Annotated in this window: 15 protein-coding genes; 8 read left to right on the forward strand and 7 right to left on the reverse strand. The window is 69.0% G+C overall.

Translation table 11 applies throughout. The annotated features are described in order from the left end of the window. Positions 1–70: 70 nt before the first annotated feature. Positions 71–877: an IclR family transcriptional regulator gene (locus KEC57_RS00795; RefSeq protein WP_229382618.1), complete on the reverse strand. Its 807-nt coding sequence runs from the start codon at positions 875–877 to the stop codon at positions 71–73. Between the two features lie 33 nt (positions 878–910). Then, on the reverse strand, positions 911–1,987 hold the full coding sequence (locus KEC57_RS00800) for a D-2-hydroxyacid dehydrogenase (protein WP_229382619.1): 1,077 nt from the start codon (positions 1,985–1,987) through the stop codon (positions 911–913). A gap of 114 nt (positions 1,988–2,101) precedes the next feature. Between KEC57_RS00800 and KEC57_RS00805 the strand changes: the two genes are divergently transcribed. Together KEC57_RS00805 and gnd are read left to right on the forward strand one after the other, a co-directional pair. Next, complete coding sequence (locus tag KEC57_RS00805; RefSeq protein ID WP_229382620.1) at positions 2,102–3,031, forward strand: NAD(P)-dependent oxidoreductase; 930 nt, start codon at positions 2,102–2,104, stop codon at positions 3,029–3,031. 182 nt (positions 3,032–3,213) lie between these two features. After that, positions 3,214–4,662 carry an NADP-dependent phosphogluconate dehydrogenase gene (gene gnd / locus KEC57_RS00810; protein ID WP_308187545.1) on the forward strand — a complete coding sequence of 483 codons (1,449 nt, stop codon included), beginning with the start codon at positions 3,214–3,216 and terminating at the stop codon, positions 4,660–4,662. A 75-nt stretch (positions 4,663–4,737) separates the two neighbouring features. Here gnd and KEC57_RS00815 read toward each other — a convergent pair whose 3' ends face one another. Then, positions 4,738–6,063: an FAD-binding oxidoreductase gene (locus tag KEC57_RS00815; RefSeq protein WP_229382621.1), complete on the reverse strand. Its 1,326-nt coding sequence runs from the start codon at positions 6,061–6,063 to the stop codon at positions 4,738–4,740. Positions 6,064–6,120: 57 nt separating this feature from the next. Here KEC57_RS00815 and KEC57_RS00820 point away from each other — a divergent pair, with 57 nt between their 5' ends. Beyond that, positions 6,121–7,110 (forward strand): SDR family oxidoreductase, encoded by a 990-nt coding sequence (locus KEC57_RS00820; RefSeq protein WP_229382622.1) that lies wholly within the window; start codon positions 6,121–6,123, stop codon positions 7,108–7,110. 66 nt (positions 7,111–7,176) lie between these two features. Here KEC57_RS00820 and KEC57_RS00825 read toward each other — a convergent pair whose 3' ends face one another. Continuing rightward, positions 7,177–8,199: an acyltransferase family protein gene (locus KEC57_RS00825; protein ID WP_229382623.1), complete on the reverse strand. Its 1,023-nt coding sequence runs from the start codon at positions 8,197–8,199 to the stop codon at positions 7,177–7,179. Between the two features lie 41 nt (positions 8,200–8,240). Beyond that, positions 8,241–9,167, reverse strand: coding sequence for a glycosyltransferase family 2 protein (locus KEC57_RS00830; RefSeq protein ID WP_229382624.1), 927 nt, complete (start codon positions 9,165–9,167; stop codon positions 8,241–8,243). A gap of 113 nt (positions 9,168–9,280) precedes the next feature. On the opposite strand from KEC57_RS00830, the gene KEC57_RS00835 reads away from it, so the two are divergent. Both KEC57_RS00835 and KEC57_RS00840 read left to right on the forward strand, forming a co-directional pair. Then, the gene (locus KEC57_RS00835; RefSeq protein WP_229382625.1) at positions 9,281–10,384 is read left to right on the forward strand and encodes a glycosyltransferase family 4 protein; all 1,104 of its coding nucleotides are present in this window, start codon (positions 9,281–9,283) and stop codon (positions 10,382–10,384) included. A gap of 77 nt (positions 10,385–10,461) precedes the next feature. After that, the gene (locus tag KEC57_RS00840; protein ID WP_229382626.1) at positions 10,462–11,313 is read left to right on the forward strand and encodes an alpha-1,2-fucosyltransferase; all 852 of its coding nucleotides are present in this window, start codon (positions 10,462–10,464) and stop codon (positions 11,311–11,313) included. Between the two features lie 15 nt (positions 11,314–11,328). Here KEC57_RS00840 and KEC57_RS00845 read toward each other — a convergent pair whose 3' ends face one another. Further along, on the reverse strand, positions 11,329–12,378 hold the full coding sequence (locus KEC57_RS00845; protein ID WP_229382627.1) for a glycosyltransferase: 1,050 nt from the start codon (positions 12,376–12,378) through the stop codon (positions 11,329–11,331). A gap of 267 nt (positions 12,379–12,645) precedes the next feature. Between KEC57_RS00845 and KEC57_RS00850 the strand changes: the two genes are divergently transcribed. The 3 genes from KEC57_RS00850 to KEC57_RS00860 are packed head-to-tail and all read left to right on the forward strand — an operon-like array spanning position 12,646 to position 17,755. Beyond that, entirely contained in the window at positions 12,646–13,827 is a 1,182-nt protein-coding gene (locus KEC57_RS00850) for a glycosyltransferase family 4 protein (RefSeq protein WP_229382628.1), read from the forward strand. 35 nt (positions 13,828–13,862) lie between these two features. After that, entirely contained in the window at positions 13,863–15,623 is a 1,761-nt protein-coding gene (locus KEC57_RS00855; protein ID WP_229382629.1) for an ABC transporter ATP-binding protein, read from the forward strand. Continuing rightward, the gene (locus KEC57_RS00860) at positions 15,620–17,755 is read left to right on the forward strand and encodes a glycosyltransferase (protein WP_229382630.1); all 2,136 of its coding nucleotides are present in this window, start codon (positions 15,620–15,622) and stop codon (positions 17,753–17,755) included. Before KEC57_RS00855 ends, KEC57_RS00860 begins: the two co-directional genes overlap by 4 nt. Here the strand turns inward: KEC57_RS00860 and KEC57_RS00865 are convergent. Next, positions 17,741–19,012 carry a glycosyltransferase family 4 protein gene (locus tag KEC57_RS00865; protein WP_229382631.1) on the reverse strand — a complete coding sequence of 424 codons (1,272 nt, stop codon included), beginning with the start codon at positions 19,010–19,012 and terminating at the stop codon, positions 17,741–17,743. The genes KEC57_RS00860 and KEC57_RS00865 overlap by 15 nt on opposite strands. Positions 19,013–19,017: the final 5 nt, after the last annotated feature.

Raw genomic sequence — 19,017 nt, forward strand, 5'->3', positions numbered from 1 at the left:
TTGTACTGAGTTCAACCTGTTGAACACATTTCTTTCGCGCAAGGTTCCCGTGCGATGCGCGATCACCGGCTCATCTGGTTCGGGGACCGCGCTTAGCGGCGTCGCTGAACGGATTCGTGAGCTGCGCCGCGGCCTCCTTCAAGGCCGTCGCCACTCGCTCGATGCGCGCGGTCTCGGTGCCCGCCGCGGCCATGCCGACCCCCAGTGCGAGCTGCGGGTCACCAGGGGCCCACGGCTCGAGCGGAACCGCGACGCCGACGATGCCCGGATAGGACTCCTCGGAGTCCAGAGCCCATCCGCGCTCGCGCGCGTCCGCGAGACGTTCCAGCAGCGACGACAGGTCGGTCGGCGAGTTGTCGGTGAGCTTCGGGAACGGCACCCGATCGGCCAGCAGCTCGCCCACTCGCGCGTCGTCGTAGGCCATCAGGAGCGCACGGCCCGTGGCTGACAGCGCCGCCGGCAGCCGGGAGCCGAGCGGCGTGCCCAGGCGCACGCGCGCGTTGCCCTCGTGGCGGGCGAGATACAACGCATCGGCGCCGTCGAGCATCGCGACCTGCACGAGCTCGTGACGCAGCACCGGAGATGCGTCGCAGACCGCGTAGAACTCACGCACCTGCTGGAACTGCGCCGCGTATGCGCCGCCCAGCTCGGCCGTGCGGCGTCCCAGCCGGTACCCCTGCGCGACGCGCTCGACCATGTCGGCCGCCTCGAGCGCGAGGCACAGGTTCGCCGTCGAGGACTTCGCCAGACTCAGCCCCCCGGCGAGCTCGGTGAGCGTCATCGTCCCGCGCTGGGCCAGAAGATCGAGCAGACGGATGCTCCGCGTCACGGCCGGCGCGGGATCTCGCCCGGTGCGGTCGTCCTGGTCCTCGGTCATCGGCATCCCTTCCTCGGGAGGCGCGCCTCCCCGTCAGTAGAACTCGACCGTATCGACCACGGAGTGCAGCGCGCGACCGTCAAGGAACCGTGTCGCGTCGGCGGCGAACCGTCGGGCGATGCGCTCCTCCTCCTTCTCGCTGAGCGCAGCCGTGTGCGGACTGACCAGCACACGCGGATGCGCCCACAGCGGCGAGGACGCCGGCAACGGCTCGACCTCGAACACGTCGAGGGCGGCGAACGACACACGGCCATCGTCGAGGGCCCCGAGGAGCGCGGCCTCGTCGACCACGGTGCCGCGCCCGACGCTCGCGATGATCGCGCCCGGTCTGATCGCGGCGAAGACCTTCTCGCCTACCAGGTGGTGGGTCTGCGCCGTGCCCGGCAGCGTGACGACGATCGCGTCCACCTCGGCGACGACTCTCTCGAGCTCGTCGAGCGGGACGAGCCGCTCCACGCCCTCGACCGGCTCACCCGATCGCGACGTGCCCCAGACCCGCGCGCCGAGGGCGGCGAAGCGGCGCGCGCACGCCGAGCCGATGCCGCCGAGCCCCACCACCAATACGGTCATCTCGTCGATCTGGCGCATCTCCCAGCGCTCCGGCCAGACGCCTTCGCGCTGGTCCGCCTGCAGGCGCGGCAGATCCTTGGCGCCCGCGAGGACGCCGAAGACCGCGAACTCGGCGAGAGTGCCGCCGTGTACGCCCGCGCTCGTCGTGAAGAGGATGCGGTCGAGATCCGGGCGCTCCAGACCCGCGGCCTTGACCTGGCTTCCGCCGCCGGCGGCGGTCGTCATCACCCAGCGCAGCCCCGGGTTGGCGGCCACCGTTCGCGCGAGGGCGCCCGCGTCGACGTCGGGGATGCCGAAGAGCGCATCCGCCGAGTCGACGAGGGCGTCGAACGACGCCTGCTCGGCGGGCGTGCGCACGTGCTCCGGGTCGCCCGACCAGTCGGCGGGTCCGCGCATCGGGTGCACGAGGGTATGGTCGCGTACGAGATCGATACGCGGTTCCAGGTCTTCGATCAGTCGGCACAGCTCTTCGGCGAGCGGTACGGCCACGACGACGCGGAGCGCGGCATCCGAATCGGTCGTCCTCTGTAGGTCGGTCATCCGGGGTCCCTTCCTCGGGTCGGCGGCACCGGCGACGGCGCCATCACCGAGTCTAGCGCGAGTTCAACCTGTTGAACATAGTTCGACTGGTTGAATCTGCGGTAACCTCCTGGCATGAGCATCATCGACGATGACGACACGACCATCGATCCCGCCCGTTCGCTCGGCTGCATCGGACTCGGCGCCATGGGCGAGCCCATGGCGAAGAGGCTCCTCGCCGCGCACGGCAGCCTCGTGATCACCGGCCGCCGGCGCCGGCCCGCGCTCGAAGCCGCCGGCGCGACCTGGGTCGCGAACCCGCGCGAGCTCGCCGCGCACGCCGATGCGGTGCTCGTGATGCTTCCCGACCTTCCCGAGCTCGAAGAGCTGCTGCATGGACCGGACGGGCTGCTGGCCGGAGGAGGCGACCTGCTCGTCATGATCGGCTCGACCTCGTCCGCCACGGCGGTGCGCGAGCTGGCCGACCGCCTGCACACCGAGACCGCGGGACGGGTACGCGTCGTCGATTGCCCGGTGTCGGGCGGAGTCGACGGCGCGATGGCGGGCACGCTGTCGATCATGCTCGGCGGAGACCCCGACGACACCGCGCGGGCGGCAGCGATTCTCGAGCCCTGCGGCACGCCGGTGCAGCTGGGGCCGCTGGGCGCGGGTGAGGTCGCGAAGGCGTGCAACCAGCTCGTCGTCGCCGCGACCATCCTGGCGCTCGGCGAAGCCACCGTGCTGGCCGAGCGATCCGGGATCGACCCGCGCGCGCTCTGGGATCTGCTCGGCGGTGGCTACGCGGGCTCGAACCTGCTGGCCAGCCGCAAGGAGAAGCTCGTCACCGGAGACGACGCCCCCAGCGGCATCGCCCGCTACATGCTCAAGGACCTGCGCTTCGCCGCCGACGTGGCGGCGGCGACCGGCACGCATCCGGCTCTGCTTCCCGCGCTGCGCGAGGCCTTCGACGAGATCGTCGACGCCGGGCTCGGCGACCGCGACATCGCGGTGACCCGACGGTTCATCGCCGAGCGCGCCGCGTCCGACCCGCAGGCCGCGACGTGACCGTTGCCCGACTAGGCTCGTTGCGTCAGCCTCGAGCCGCGACGCGCCCTCTCCCCATTGACCGCGCCCCGCGCGGACGTCTCCTCACACCGGCGCACCGCGCACCGTGAGCACACGGCCACGCTGTGTAACACGCGCAGGCCAGACTCTAGGCTGAAGAACGAACGACGACAGGAGCTCGAGTGACCGAGGCAGTAGCGAACATCGGCGTGGTCGGTCTTGCGGTGATGGGGTCCAACCTCGCCCGCAACCTGGCCAGCCGCGAAGGAAACACGGTGGCGATCTACAATCGCAGCCGCTCCAAGACCGACGAATTGGTCGAGAACCACCCCGAGGCGGGATTCGTGCCCGCGTTCGCGTACGAAGAATTCGCGGCGTCGCTGGCGAAGCCGCGCACCGCGATCATCATGGTCAAGGCCGGCGCGGGAACGGACGCCGTCATCGACGCGCTCGTCGAGGTCTTCGAGCCCGGTGACATCATCGTCGACGGCGGCAATGCCCTGTTCACCGACACCATCCGCCGCGAGAAGGCCGTCCGCGAGACCGGCATCAACTTCGTCGGCGCCGGTATCTCCGGCGGCGAAGAGGGCGCACTGCTCGGACCCTCGATCATGCCCGGCGGATCCGACGAGTCGTGGGTCACGCTCGGCCCGATCCTCAAGTCCATCGCCGCAGTCGCCGAGGGCGAGCCGTGCGTCACGCACGTCGGCCACGACGGCGCCGGCCACTTCGTCAAGATGGTGCACAACGGCATCGAGTACGCCGACATGCAGCTCATCGCCGAGGCATACGACCTCATCCGCCGCGGCACCGGCAAGACCCCCGCCGAGATCGCCGACGTGTTCGCCGAGTGGAACACCGGCGAGCTCGAGTCGTACCTGATCGAAATCACCGCCGAGGTGCTGCGCCAGGTCGACGCCTCCACCGGCAAGCCCCTCGTCGACGTGATCCTCGACCAGGCCGGCGCCAAGGGCACCGGCGCCTGGACCGTGCAGACCGCGCTCTCGCTCGGCGTGCCGGTGTCGGGCATCGCCGAGGCCACGTTCGCCCGTTCGCTGTCGAGCCACCCCGAGCAGCGCGCCGTGTCGGGCGACCTGCCCGGTCCCGAGGAGGGCCTCGAGGTCGAGGACGTCGATGCCTTCATCGAGGACGTCCGCCTCGCGCTGTACGCGTCGAAGATCGTCGCCTACAGCCAGGGCTTCGACGAGATCCGCGCGGGTGCAGCCGAGTACGACTGGAACATCGACCTCGGCGCCGTGTCGAAGATCTGGCGTGCCGGCTGCATCATCCGCGCGCAGTTCCTGAACCGCATCGCCGACGCGTACGCCGAGGCCCCCGAGCTTCCCGTGCTGCTCGCCGCCCCGTACTTCGTCGAGGCGCTCGGCCGCGCGCAGGGCTCGTGGCGCCGCATCGTCTCGACGGCCTCGGCCGCCGGCATCCCGGCCCCGGCGTTCTCGTCGTCACTGTCGTACTACGACGGACTGCGCGCCGAGCGCCTGCCCGCGGCCCTCGTCCAGGGTCAGCGCGACTTCTTCGGCGCGCACACGTACAAGCGCATCGACAAGCCGGGCACGTTCCACACGCTGTGGTCGGGCGACCGCACCGAGATCGAGGCCGAAGACACCCACTGACGCCTTCGGCGCCGCTCTGACAGAAGCGGGGACTCCTCACGGGGTCCCCGCTTCTGTCGCGTCAGGCCATCCGCGTCACGCGGGAGTCACGTTGTGGTTGCGGCAGAAGACGTTGCCCGGGTCCCACTCGCGCTTGACGGCCGCCAGCCGGGTCAGCGTCGCCGGCGGGTACATGCGCGCCACCCAGCCGCTGTCGGTCGACATGGTGAAGTTCCCGTAGACGCCGCCACCGCGCGACTCGATGGCGTCCCACGCGGCAACCACCTCTGCACGCCGGGCGTCGTCGAGCATGCCCGGGATGTCGAATGCGCCGGCCATCGCGAACCATGTCGCATCGCGCGCCGGAAACGCGGTCGCCTCCTGCGCGACGTCGCCGTACGCGCCGCCGAGCGACCGCAGGAACGCGACCGACGCCGGGTTCTGTTCGCGGAACGTCACGATGCGTTCGATCGACTCGTCGTCGAGCTCGCGCAGCAGCGTGTTGCCGCCCACGAACCCCGGCATCGGGTTGTCGGGATCGAACTCGGGCGTCTCCAGGAGGATGTCGGGGTATGCCCGCACCCCGAACTCGCGCTCGGTCACGCCGGGCGCCGCGAGCAGCGGAGCGAGGGCCGCACGAGCGGCAGCCTCGTCGGTGCCCAGCCACACCGCGGTGATCGACGCACCGGCCGGTGCGCTCGGATCCATCGCGGGGACGTCCATATACGTGACGGTGAGCTCGCGCGGTGCGTCGACCAGGACGTCTCGCAGCACCGTGAGCACGGGCCGCGCGTCGCCCTCGATTCCGAGGATCGCCGCCACGACGCCGTCGAGCGGGTGTGCGCGGAAGTCGAACCGCGTCACGACGCCGAAATTGCCGCCGCCTCCGCGCAGCGCCCACAGCAGCTCGGGATGCGCCGCCGCGGTCACCTCGACCACGTCGCCGCGCGCGGTCACGAGCTGCGCCCCGACCAGCTGATCGGAGGCAAGGCCCCACGCTCGCACCATCCAGCCGATGCCGCCGCCGAGGGTGAGCCCGCCGACTCCGACCGACGCCGTGTCGCCGGAGCTGATGCCGAGACGATGATCGGCGAGTGCGCGGGCGACGTCGCCCCAGCGCGCACCACCCCCGATGCTCACCAGCGTCCCGTCGACCGAGAGGTCGTCGAGGGCGGAGATGTCGATCGTGATTCCCCCCGGCACCTGCCCCCACGCGCTGTGCCCGCCGCCGCGGACCATGACATCGAGGCGTTCGGCGACCGCATAGCGCAGTGCGCCGCGCACGTCGTCGACCGAGGAGGCACGGATCACGGCGGCGGGCTCGCCGATGCCCGAGTGGAAGCGGCGGGCGTCGTCCCATTGCGGGTCGCCCGGACGGATGACGGTGCCGGCGATGCCGGCGTTGAGCTCGTCGAGAGTCATGCGCGACACGATAGACCTCCGTACCGACACCACAACAGCGCGCGTAGGCTCGAAGCCGTGGCGAGCATCCTCTACATCGGTGGCACCGGCACCATCAGCGCGGCGTGCGTGCGACGCTCCGTCGCTCTCGGGCACTACGTGACCGTACTCAATCGCGGCACCGCCCGCCGAACGCTGCCCGAAGAGGTGCGCGTGGTGCAGGCCGATGTCCGTGACAGCAGCGCGGTGAGAGACGCCGTGAACGGCCGGGAGTTCGACGTCGTCGCGGACTTCCTCGCCTTCACGCCGGATCATGTCGAGTCGGATCTCGAGCTCTTCGAGGGGCGCATCGGCCACTACGTGTTCATCAGCTCGGCATCGGCGTACGAGAAGCCGCCCCGCCGCCTTCCGGTGACCGAATCGACGCCGTTGCGCAATCCGTTCTGGCAGTACTCGCGCGACAAGATCGCGTGCGAGGACGTCCTGGTGGCCGCCCACCGCGAGCGCGGGCTGCCCGCCACGATCGTGCGACCCTCCCATACGTACGACGAGCGTCTGCTGCCCACTCTCGGCGGCTGGACCGATATCGCGCGCATGCGCGCCGGCATGCCGGTCATCGTGCACGGCGACGGCACGAGCCAGTGGACCATCACGCACAGCGACGATTTCGCGGTCGCGTTCACGGGACTGCTCGCCAATCCCGCGGCGATCGGCGAGGCGTTCACGATCACCGGATCGCACGCGCCGACCTGGAATCAGATCTACGGCTGGCTGGCACAGGCCGCCGGCGTCGGCGAGCCCGACCTCGTGCACGTCGCATCCGACACGATCGCGGCGTTCGCGCCCGACCTCGGACCGACGCTCATCGGCGACAAGGCGCACTCCATGGTGTTCGACACCTCGAAGGTGACGGCGCTCGTACCGGACTTCCGCACGACCATCACGTTCGACGAGGGCGCTCGCAGGATCATCGCGTACTACGACGCGCATCCCGGCGAGCAGCGCATCGACGAGGGCCGCGACGCGGTGTTCGATCGCATCGCCGCCCATGCCCGCTCGGCGGGCTGATCGTCAGCGGGTGATGGTTCTGCCCCGAGAACACGAAGCCGATCTCCTGCGCCGGAGTGCGGACTGCTACACCGTCACTCGCGACGAGACCAGCGGCCCGAGTCTCATCGCGGGCTTTTCGACGAGTCGCCACGAAGCCCACGCGATCGGGACGGTCAACACGAACGCGAGAAGGGCCGTGCCCCACGGGCCGAGCCACGAAAGGCCTGCGACGATGATCAGCTGCTGCACGGGGAACGCCCAGATGTAGACGCCATAGGAGATGTCGTTGCGGACGCCGATGCGGACGGGGAGGATCGCTCCGATCCAGATGATGAGGAACGCGAACGGGAGCTGACCGAACAACTCCGCCTGACCAATGAAGACGAGCACGAGGAAGACGGCGAGCGCCGCCGGGACCAGCCACGTGCGCAGCGCGATTCGATCGCGTACGAAATAGAGGAACATGCCCGCCACGAAGAACGCGCCGAGACGGGCCCCGCTCAGATAGATCCCCGTCGTCACCTCCAGGGGGCCGTAGGCGAGCGGTTGAAACACCACGATGAGCACGAAGAGAACCGCCGAGCTCAGCGCGCCGTGTCTGCGCAGGAGCGGAACGGACAGAATCACGCCGGCGAACACATACGCACCGAACTCGAAGAAGAGCGTCCACAGCGGCGAATTCCACACGCCCGCGAGCGGCACATCGAGCAGAGTGTCATCGATGCCCCATTGATTGATGCTCAAGGCTGCATTGCGCACGACATAGCCGACGCCGCTCTCGAGGCGATACGTCTCGCCGATCACCGCCGCCGTGACGGGCGCGATCACTGCCGCCGTCACGATGAGGCACACCCAGAACGCGGGCAGGATGCGAAGCGCCCGACGCCAGAGATACGGCAGGAACGCGTTTCGCATCCTCGACCCGGCGATGAGGTAACCCGAGAGGACGAAGAAGCCGTCGACCGCCCAGCCTCCGAGCCCGACGACCGGAGAATCGCCGAAGCCGCCGACGGGCCATGCGTGACTGACGATGACGGTGGCCGCGAGCGCGAGGCGAACGAAGTTCAACGCGTTGTCGCGCGACGACAGACGGTCCCCGATGGTCACTCGGTCAGAGTAGCGGTATGACGGATGCCGCTCCGCACGGCTCATACCAGAGACCGACTGGGCTCATTCCGGTCATAGCCCGCGATCGCGGCGGACTCGACGGTGAGCGCGACGAGCTTCTCCCCCACCGGGCGCGGTACGACGGCGATGAGCCGGTCGACGAACGAGGCGACTCGCTGCACTCTCGCTTCGTCCGCCCGCCACGCGAGCGCCCGCACCGCACCGCCCCACACCCCGCCCGGTCGGTTCAGCGGCCCTGCCGCATCGACGCCGTGAAGACGTTCGAACGTCCGGCGGGCCGAGCCCGACAGGTAGGCGCGCCTGCTCCGGATCGCGGCGGACACGGACGGCGAGTGATGGATGGACTCGGCGCTGGGGAGCATGCGCACGGGAACCGACGCCGCGTGGAGCCGATATCCCCAATCGACGTCCTCCCAGCCGTACGAGCGGTAGGCGCTGCTGTACGGACCGATCAGAGCGAACGTCTCCCGCGTCACCGACGCGTTGCCCGCCCAATACCGCCACGTGCGCTCCGCGGGCGTCGCGTACGCCTCCTCGGCGAACAGCAGGTCGGCCTTGCGCCCGTAGGCACGCGCATATGGGCTGTCCGGATAGACATTGCGATAGAGCCCGATCACACCCACCGACTCGCCGGCATGTGCAGCGACATGTGCAGCGACCCACTCCGGCGCGGGCTCCAGGTCGTCATCGCATCGAATCAGCACATCGCCCGTCGCTGCGGCGAAGCCCGCGTTCAGAGCGGCCGACCGCCCCTTGTTCTCGGTGAAGACGACCCGCCGAACGGTGATCGGCGATCGCTCGAGGACGGTCTCAGACCCGTCGATGTCGCCGTCGACCACGACGATGATCTCCACGTCGGGATGCGTCTGCGCGCCGAGGGCGGCCAGCAATCGAGGAAGCCGCTGGGCCCCGCCGCGGCTCGGCACGATCACGCTGGCTCGGGTCACGCGACAACTCTAGCGATCTGCCCCACTCGGGCAGACGCGCCCGGCGGATCGCATCGGCCGGCTCGCTCGCGATCCCCGCATCGCCCGAGCCGCACGCCCGCTATGCTCGGGCGGTGCCCGAATTGCGCGTGCTCGGTCTCTTCGACCACCACGGCGTCAGACGCCATCAGCATCGTCTTCCGGCAGACCAGCAGGTCTCTGGTCCGTACTGCGTGCACCTGCTCATGGACGAGGGCATCGATCTGATGCCCGTGCGTCCCGCGGAGGGGCGCGTGCACCGCAAGGTGCGAGACGTCATCGAGCACCGATCCGGCGTACGCGTCGATCTCGCCGTCCGAGGCGCCACCAGCGCATCGCGCTCGGATGTCGTGCTCGCGCTGCTCGAGGGGATGGCAGTGCTTCCCTCGATGCTGAAGCAGAGGGGCCTGCCGCCCTATGCGAATCGCCCGCTCGCGGCCGTCTCGTGCTGGTGGGCCGAAGAGATCGTCAGCGGCACCGATGCGGATCGCCTTCGGATCGCTCACGCGCTGGCCGGCATCGACCGCGTCTTCGTCTTCTCCCGCAACCAAGTGGAGATATTCGCGAGCATCGGCGCGGGAGACAAGATCGTACCGGTGCTGTTCGGCGTCGACCCTGACTGGTACTGCCCCGATCCTGCAGTGTCGCGCCGATTCCAGGTGCTGAGCGTCGGCATCGATCGCGGACGCGACTTCGACACGCTCCTCGATGCGGCCCGTCTCCTTCCCGACGCGCTGTTCCACATCGTCACGAGCAGCGGTCGTATCGATCCCGCTGACATCCCGGCGAACGTCACCGTCGCGGGGATGGTGTCGATGGCCGAGCACCGGGACAACCTCCGCGCCGCCGACCTGGTGGTCGTGCCGACCCACGATCTCGCGTACCCGACGGGGCAGAGCGTGCTCCTCGAAGCGATGGCGTGCGGCCGGTGCGTCGCGGTGACGGCGACGGAGGCCATGCGGGACTACATCGACGATGGGGTGACGAATCTCGCCATCCCGCTGCACGATGCGCGCGGTACCGCCCAGGTGATCGGCGCCATCCTGGCCGACGACCCCAGGCGTGAACGCATCGCCGCCGCCGCGCGAACGGCGGCCGTCGAGCGATTCTCTTTCCAGCGCACGTGGCATGAGATCGCGCTCGCGCTCGATGCGATGGCACGAAGGGCGCCACGGAGCGGCACGTACACCACCTACTAGTCTGGATGGCGTTCGGCCGCGGATCCATCGACGTGGAAGCAGCGTGACGGCGATCACGGGAGATGGACGGGAAGACGATGACCAGTAGCGGTACCTTTCAGCACCGCGCGAAGGTTGCGTTGCGCGGGAGTCTCCTCACACCGATAGGCAAGGTCCTCGGAGCGCCCACCGTCCACATCAGTTCTCCGATCACGCGCGGCGGCAACTACCTCTATTACTGGATGTGGGCGTACACCCGCGACACCGAACGCCGACCGGTGCGCGTTCTTCATCACGAGGTCATCGACGACTGGCTCGACGAGTTTCCTCTCGTGAACCATCTCTCCATCCGCCGCGGCGAAGCATCCACCCTTTTCAGCGAGTGGATCGGCGAACACCGGCACTACTTCGGTCAGTCGTTCAGCCGCTCCGAGCTGGAGGGATTCTGCACGGCTCTCGTGGAGTCATCGCCGTCGTTTCGCGCACGGCTCGACGCTGCCCGCGCCTGGATCGGGCCGGACACCTGCGTGCTGAATGTTCGACGCGGCGATTACTACGTCTACCCCGAGTTGACGGCCATGTACGGACTCGACATCGAACAGCACGTGACCCGTTCCATAGACATCCTGCGTCGCCACGGGCGTGCTGTCGACGATGTCGTGATCGTGTCGGACGACGTCGCGTGGTGCCTCGAGCACATCGCACCGCTTCTGCCCGGGCGGATGCGGGTCGTGCAGGATCGCACGTCGATGTTCGATGACCTGGCCGTCCTCGCGTCGGCGCGCACCATGATCCTGGCGAACTCGACCTTCTCGTTCTGGGGCGGCTATCTGGCTTCCGTGATTCAGACCGACCATCTGGCCGTCGCGCCCGAGTACCACTTCATAGACGAGAGCGGGCAGCGGCATCGCGATCCCTACGATCCTCGCTGGGTGATCGCCGAGGCCTGAGCCCGCCGTCATCGTCTATCGCGAGGCCAGTATCCCCAGAAGATGCTCGATTCGGCGATCGAACTCAGCGTCGAAGTGGTGCTCCTGCATGAATCGTCCGCCTCGCTCGCCGCGACGGGCGATCTCGCCGGGATCGGCCACGACGCTCTGCACGATGTCAGCCAACGAATCCACGTCGCGCAACGGCCCCACCCATCCGAGGTCGAATCTCGACACCAGATTGCGCAGCGCCGTGTTGTCGAATCCGAGTACGGGCACCCCCAGACCGCTCGCCTCCAGGTACGTTCCCGAGGGGTCGCCCTGAATGTGCGGAAGAACCATCACATCCACACTCTCGCGCACCCACCGAACCCATTCGGTATCGAAATCCATCGGCGCCAGGAACTGTACGTCGTCGCCCGCCTTGGCACGCAGTGCCGGTTCCAGCACGCCGTCGCCGACCAGCGTGAGGGTGTGCGCGATCCCGCGATCCCGCAGCGCTTCGTGGAGCCGCACAGCGTACATCGGCCCCTTGCCGGTGACGTATCGACCAGAGAATGCCAGGCGGATCTGCCCGTCCGGGAGGAGCGTTCTGTCGTCGCGGCTCGCCGCATCGACCTGCTCACGCGTCAGCCGCGTGTCGTAGAAGAGCAGGGGGTCCGGCGAGAACCGGGAGTATGCCTCCCATGCGCTCCAGCCGTTGCACTGCAGTCCGGCCGCGCGCTTCGCCATGCCGCGCAGCTGCCACTCGTACCGAACCGCTCCGGCCACGATCCTCGCCCGCACCGATGCCGCGGGCCCCTCTTCGAGCGGCGGGATCGCGGCGTCCCGGGCCGGGATCTCACTCGTCAGAGCCGCGGGCATCGACATGTCGAGCACCGCACGGAAGTTCGGATGATGCGGCGCCAGGATGATGTCTGCGCGAGCCGCGGCCAGCGCCTCGGCAAGATCGGTCGCGACGTGCACCCGGAAGGGCAGATCGTCCGAGGGCAGCCACTCAGCGCCGAGACCCACGTTGCCGTCTTCGCCCCCATCGATGCCCACCATGACGACCTCGCCCGGCCAGCGCTCCTGATAGGCGGCCATCCCGGTCAAGGTCTTGCGGGCGATCTTGACGCGGCCGCCACTCGTTCTCGGCTGTCTCCCGGGGATGACAACCGCGAGTCGGGGGGTCCGTGTCATACGTCATGTCTACACGCCAACTCGCCCCGCCCCAGCGGCACGACGCGGTTTCGACGCGTTCCCCGGTCGGCGGGCCTCCACGGCGGCTACTACTCTGTGATGGTGGCTCCGAGAACCCGCACCGCGAGATGGGCGATGCCTGACCGCGCGCATCGCGCGAGGGGCGCATAGATGCCGCAAGCTGGACACGCCGAGCTCGGACGCAGTCGCCTGCGCATCGCACTGGTGACGCCGTGGCGGCTCGATGACCCCCACGCGTGGTCGGGGATGATCCCTCGCATCGTCTCTGCGCTCGGCCGCGTCGCCGAGGTCGTTCCGATCTCGACCGCCGAGCAGCGGACCTCGCTGCCTGACCGCGGCGCCGCGCGGCTGCTCGGTGCGGTGAGCAGGCGCGGCTACCTGTGGGACTTCGGCGTTGCGACAGCGATCACGCGTGGTCGCGCGGCCCGTCGCCGCATCCGCGCCGTCGCACCCGATGTGGTCATCGGCGTCGTCGCGTCGACGGATCTCGCGTTCCTCGGCGATGTCGGGGCGCCGCTCGTGCAGGTGTCGGATGCGACTTTCGAGGCGATCCGGGAGTTCTACCCGATATTCAGCAATCTGCATCCCGTTTCGTCCGCGCAAGCCGAGCTCATCGCCGAGCGCTCGACACGGGCGACAGATGTCTTCGTCGTCTCGTCGCAGTGGGCGATCGACTCGCTGGTGCGCGACTACGCCGTCGGAACGCACCAGTGCATACTCGCCCCGACGGGTCCGGGCATCGAACCGACCGTCGTCCCGACGGGGCGAGAATCTTCGTCGCAGACGCTTCACGCACTGCTGGTCTCGAGCGACTGGCACCGCAAGGGCGGCGACGTGGCGGTCGAGGCCGTGCGACGGGCGCGCGCACGCGGAACGGAGGTCGTGCTGACCGTCGTCGGAGATGCCCCGTCCGGGCTGCCGGAATGGGCCCGGTCGAGGGGACGGCTCGACGCGGCCGCGCTCAGCACCGAGTACGCCCGTGCCGACGTGCTGCTCGAGCTCGCGAGCGCGAATGCCGCGGGCGTGACGCTCACCGATGCCGCCGCCCATGGACTGCCGGTCATCGCAGCGAACGTGGGCGGCGTCGCGAGCATCGTCCGCGACGGCGAGACGGGAGTGCTGGTCACCGCCGACCAGCCGCTCTCCGTCGACGATCTCGCCGAGGGGGCTGCCGATGCGCTCACCCGGTTCGGCGATCCCGCTTTTCGGTCGCGTCTGGGCGAAGCGGCACGAGCCCGCTGGGCGAGCGACCTGAACTGGGACGAGTGGGCGCGCCGCACATTATCCGCGTGCGTCCAGGCATGGCAAGAGCGAGAGGCGATGCGGCGATGAGACTATCGAAGCTCTTGGAGAACTTGCGGGTCGCAATGTCTCTCCTCCCCGGGCGTCACCGCGGCTGGCTCGTGGGCGCAGTCCTCGGCTCGGTCCTGCTCGCAGCCCTCGACATGCTCGGCGTCGCGTTGATGCTGCCCTTGCTCGATCTGCTGACCAACGGCACGTCCGCGACCTACGGAGGATGGCTCGCGGACTTCTTCGGCACCGAGGATCTGCAGACGCTGATCATCTGGTGCGGATCGCTCATCGCCATCGCGTTCATCCTCAAGAGCGTCGTATCGATCGGCTTTCGCTGGTGGCTGCTCGGGCGAATCAATCAACTCGCCGCAGACACGGCGAGCGAACTGCTGCGCGCCTACCTGCTCTCCCCGTATTCGACACACCGCATGCGTTCCCTGCCGGACATCTACCGCAATCTCGGCATGTCCATCGACGAGACCTTCGGTCGCGTGCTGACCGGTCTGGTCACGCTGGTTTCCAGCCTCATCACCGTGCTCGGCATCACCGCGGTGCTCCTCATCGTCTCACCGCTCGCGACGGTCGTCGCGATCACCGTGTTCGCCTCGGCGACCATCGGCATCCAGGCGCTGCTCAAGTCGCGACAACTGGCGATCGGGGAGCGCGTCGCTGCCGCAGATGTCGCGGCGTGGCGTGTGGTGACCCCCAGCCTGGAGGGTTTCCGCGACACCCGCGTCGCCGCTCTCGCGGGTCCTTACGTCGAGCGATACCGGGCGGCGAGGATCGCCCGCGCACACGCGGCCCGCAGCTTCACGCTCATGAGCGAGATGCCCCGCTACGCGCTCGAGATCGTCTTCATCCTGACGATCATCCTGCTCACGGTGCTTCTGTTCGCGACATCGTCGAGTGCGACCGCATTGTCGGTGCTCGGTCTGTTCGCGGTCGCCTCCGTGCGCCTGCTCCCGACGATGAACCAGGTCTCGGGCATGATGACGAGTATTCGAGCGGGCGAGACGGGCATGAAGCTTCTCGTCGCCGAGATCGAGGAGTTCGCCCTCCACACGCCGCACCTCGAGGAGCGGATGTCGATCGAGCCGCATCGCGGCGACATCGTCATCGACGATGTCGTATTCAACTACCCCGACTCCGACGAGCCGATCCTGCGCGGCGTGTCGACGATCGTCCGCTCGGGCGAGATGACGGCGTTCGTCGGATCGAGCGGCGCAGGCAAGAGCACGCTTCTCGATCTCGTGCTCGGGCTGCTCACTCCCTCGTCCGGGCAGATCCTCAGTGGCGGCCGTTCCATCTACGACGACCCGCAGGCGTGGTTCGACTCCTTGGGGATGGTGTCGCAAGATGTCTTCCTCTTCGACGGGACGCTCCGACAGAACATCGCCTTCGGCGTGCCGGACGACGAGATCGACGAAGAGGCCATCCAGCAGGCCCTGGCATCGGCACAGCTCACGTCCTTCATCACCTCGCTCGAGCACGGCCTCGACACCAGGGTCGGCGAGCGCGGCGCGCGCCTGTCGGGTGGCCAGCGGCAGCGCATCGGCATCGCCCGAGCGCTGTACCGGAAGCCTGCCGTGCTCGTGCTCGACGAGGCGACCTCCGCCCTCGACAACGCCACCGAGGCGCAGATCGCGGAGACGATCGATGCACTCAAGGGCCATATGACGATCCTCGTCGTGGCTCACCGGCTCTCCACCGTCAAGAACGCGGATCGAATCGTCTTCATGTCGGCGGGGCGCATCGCCGCAGAAGGCGACATGGCGAGCCTCAGCGAGCGCAACGCGGAGTTCCGTCATCTCGTGGAGCTGGGACGACTGACGTGAGAATCGTCTTCGTCTCACCGATGCTGCCGAATCCCAAGCCCGACAATGCCGGTGAACGATACCTGCTGCAGTTGTACAGCGCGTTGGACACTGCCGAGACCCTGGTCATCGCCCCGGAGACCCCCCGCAGCGTCGCGGCTGTACAGCCCGGAGCGGCTGCCCATCTCCTGATCCCCTTCGATGACCGCTCGCGACGCTTCATGCCTCGCCGACTCCACAACGCCTGGCGGCATGCGTTCTCGGTCAGTCCGCACGCCGGCTTCGCACGTGCGCTGCGACAGCATCCGGCGGCGCGTCGGGCGCTCGCGCGCGCAGACATCGTCGATGTGCAGTGGGAGAGTTCGCAGCTTCTGCTCCCGCTGCTGCGGCGCCTCGCTCCGAAGGCGCGCATCGTGCTCACTTTTCACGATGTGGCGAGCCAGCAGAAGACGAGAGAACTCGCGGCAGCGCGCAGTCTGGGCGCCCGCATCAAGGCCGCGGTCGGCCTCGCGCAGGCGCGGTGGCTGGAGCGACGAGCACATGAGTGGGCCGATGAGCTCGTGGTACTGAGCGAGAAGGACCGCTCGATCCTGCCTCGCCCAGATCGCGCCACCGTCGTCTACCCGCCGATCGCCGCGGACGTCGTCGCGCACGAGCCGAGCGGTGCCGGTGCGAACGGCGGCGACCCTCGCGTCCTGTTCATCGGTCCCCTGTGGCGCGAACCCAACCGCGAAGCGGTGCAGTGGCTCGTCGATGCGGTGTGGCCGATCGTCAGACGTGCCGTGCCGAATGCGCAGCTCCACGTCGCCGGCTCGCTGCCCGAGAGCATCGCCCCGCTCGTCCCCCGAGCTCCGGGCGTCACCTACGCCGGATTCGTCGACGACCTCGACGGTCTCTACGCGAGCTCGGCAGTGCTGGCCGCTCCGCTCCAGCAGGGCGCCGGAGTCAAGTTCAAGGTCCTCGAGGCGATCGCGCGGGGGGTTCCCACGGCGCTGACCTCCATCGCGGCAGAGGGCATCGGCGACGCGGTGTTCACGCCGCACAGCGACGACTCGGCCGAAGGCTTCGCCGCACAGCTGATCGATGCGCTCCGCAATCCCGACACCGCCCGGATCCGTGCGATGAGGGGTTCCGAGTGGGCGAGCCGTCGCTACGGCTGGGCTCAGTTCGTGCGGCGCGTCGAGGCGGTCTACGGGCCCGCCGCCGGCAACCACGACCCGGTGAGCACCGATGACCGCCGACCTGCTCCTGCGATCACCGTCGTGATCCCCTCGCGCAACGGTGCGGCGACGCTGCCCGATCAACTCGATGCCGCCGCGGCGGAACCGGAGGCCGGCGATCTGGAGATCGTCGTGTCGGACAACGGCTCGCAGGATCGCACGGTCGCCGTCGCGCGTGCCTATGCCGGGGCGTTCGGCTCGCTCCGCGTCGTCGACTCGAGCGCCGCACAGGGCGTTTCGCATGCTCGTAACGTCGGTGCGCGCGCGGCCCGTGCGGACCGCGTCGTCTTCATCGACGCCGACGACGAGATCCGTCCCGGCTTCGTCGCCGCGATTCGCCAGGCCCTCGACGACGCCGACGCCGCCGGCGGCCTCCCCGTGACAGGCAGGCTCGGTCCCCCCGACCCAGCAGGAGCAGAAGCCGCGACGGCGCTGCGACGCGCCCCGTTCGGAACCATGGACTACGGTGTGGGCTGCGCGCTCGGTGTACGCACCGATGTTCTGCTCGGTCTCGGCGGCTTCGACGAGTCTTTCCGCGAAGGGCACGAAGAGGTCGAGTTCTGCTGGCGTCTTCAGCTCGCCGGGGGCACTCTGGTCGGCGTGCCGGGGGCCGTCGTCGACTACCGGCAGCGTCCGACGCCGCGCTCGTCATTCCGGCAACTGCGCCGGTACTCGCGTTCGGCCGAACAGCTGCGAAGCCGATATGTGCTCAGCCTCGGCCTCCCACCCGCATCCGTGGAGCGCGCGGCGAAGGCTCTCACGCGAGCGGTGCTGTTCGCCGCGCGCGATCTGCGACGGCAGGGCGCGATCGAGGTCGCACGGCGGCTCGGCTGGACCCTGGGCGGGCTCGAAGGGACGATCAAGTACCGCCGGCCGGCCCGCCCGGCGCAAGAGCACAGCACGGATGCCGCGAAGCCGTCACCGGCGCCGTGAACGTCCGTCACGCCGTGACGTCGCCACCTCATCGATGAGCGCCGCCCATCGGCGCGCCATATGGACGTGCGTGAACTCTCGGTCGAAGGCCTCTGCATTGCGCTGACCCCATGACGCGGAAGCGCGCTTCAACGAGATCGCCATCCGCACCGCCTCGGCCACCGTGCCCGGCGTGCTCCCCACCGAATCCGGCAGGTGCTGGAGCTGATCGATGTTGCCGCCGACGTGCGTGAGCACGAGCCCGCGGCCCAACGCGGCCGCTTCGAGAGGCAGCAGGTCGAAGTACGCGATCCTGTTCGGCACCACGACGATGTCGGCCTGCGCGATCATCGCGTGCGGCGCATCGTGCCATCCCAGGTCGGTCACCTCGTCCGAGTGCCGCTTCAAGGGCCCGTCGCCGAGTGTCCAGAATGACGCATCCACACCGTCGCGGGCGAGCTGTTCGGCGGCCTCCAGGAACAAGTCGTACCCCTTGTGCGGCACATAGCGCCCCACGAAGAGAACGCTGGTCGTTCCTCCCGAGAAGACCTCATTTCGGCTCGCCGCGTCGCTGTCGGGCGCTTCAGGCGGCTCGACTCCGGAGAGGACGTATGCGATGTGGCGCGATGCGAGTGCGTTCCCGAATGCCCGTTCGTACGGGTCGGCGGCGTGCTCGGTGGGAAACACCACCACCTCAGCCGCGGCGAAGAGCTCACGCTCGTTGGCGTGCATCTCCCGGTATTCGCGATCGCCGAGTGGTGTCGCCGCGCCGGGCAGTGCCCGCATCATGCGCGCCTCGTCGGCGAAGGTCGAGGGCGTGTGCGGCATATAGACCACGGTCTTCCCGCAGCGCCGCGCCCAGCGCGCCTCCCCCGCCGGCTGATACCCCTGGAACACGACGATGTCGGCGCCGGCGATGGTCCGCCATCGCTTGACGATCTTTCGAGTCCGGCGCAGCGCCGCCCGCGCGTTCAGCATGCGCAGGGCGACCCGTGCGCGCGCGGCGATGCGCCCGACGCCGGACAGGGTCGAGGCCTGGTGCGAGCTCACCGGCGCCGTACCGGTCGCACGATTCCTGTTGTCCAGGTCGATACCGAGGAAGCGAATACCACGCACCGTCGAGCCGAGCAGCGGATCATCGGCGAGTTCCGCGAGACCAGCCCGCAGATTGTAGGTGTAGCCGGGCGGCCCGCCTCCGGGACAGATCGTCGGGCAGATGACCAGCGTTCGCACCGCAGCCGGGTTCAGCCCGGAGCCGGCACCTCGTTCGTCTCTCACTCGGA

Origin of the sequence: Microbacterium allomyrinae, assembly GCF_020682705.1 — a bacterium.
Lineage (GTDB): Bacteria > Actinomycetota > Actinomycetes > Actinomycetales > Microbacteriaceae > Microbacterium > Microbacterium allomyrinae.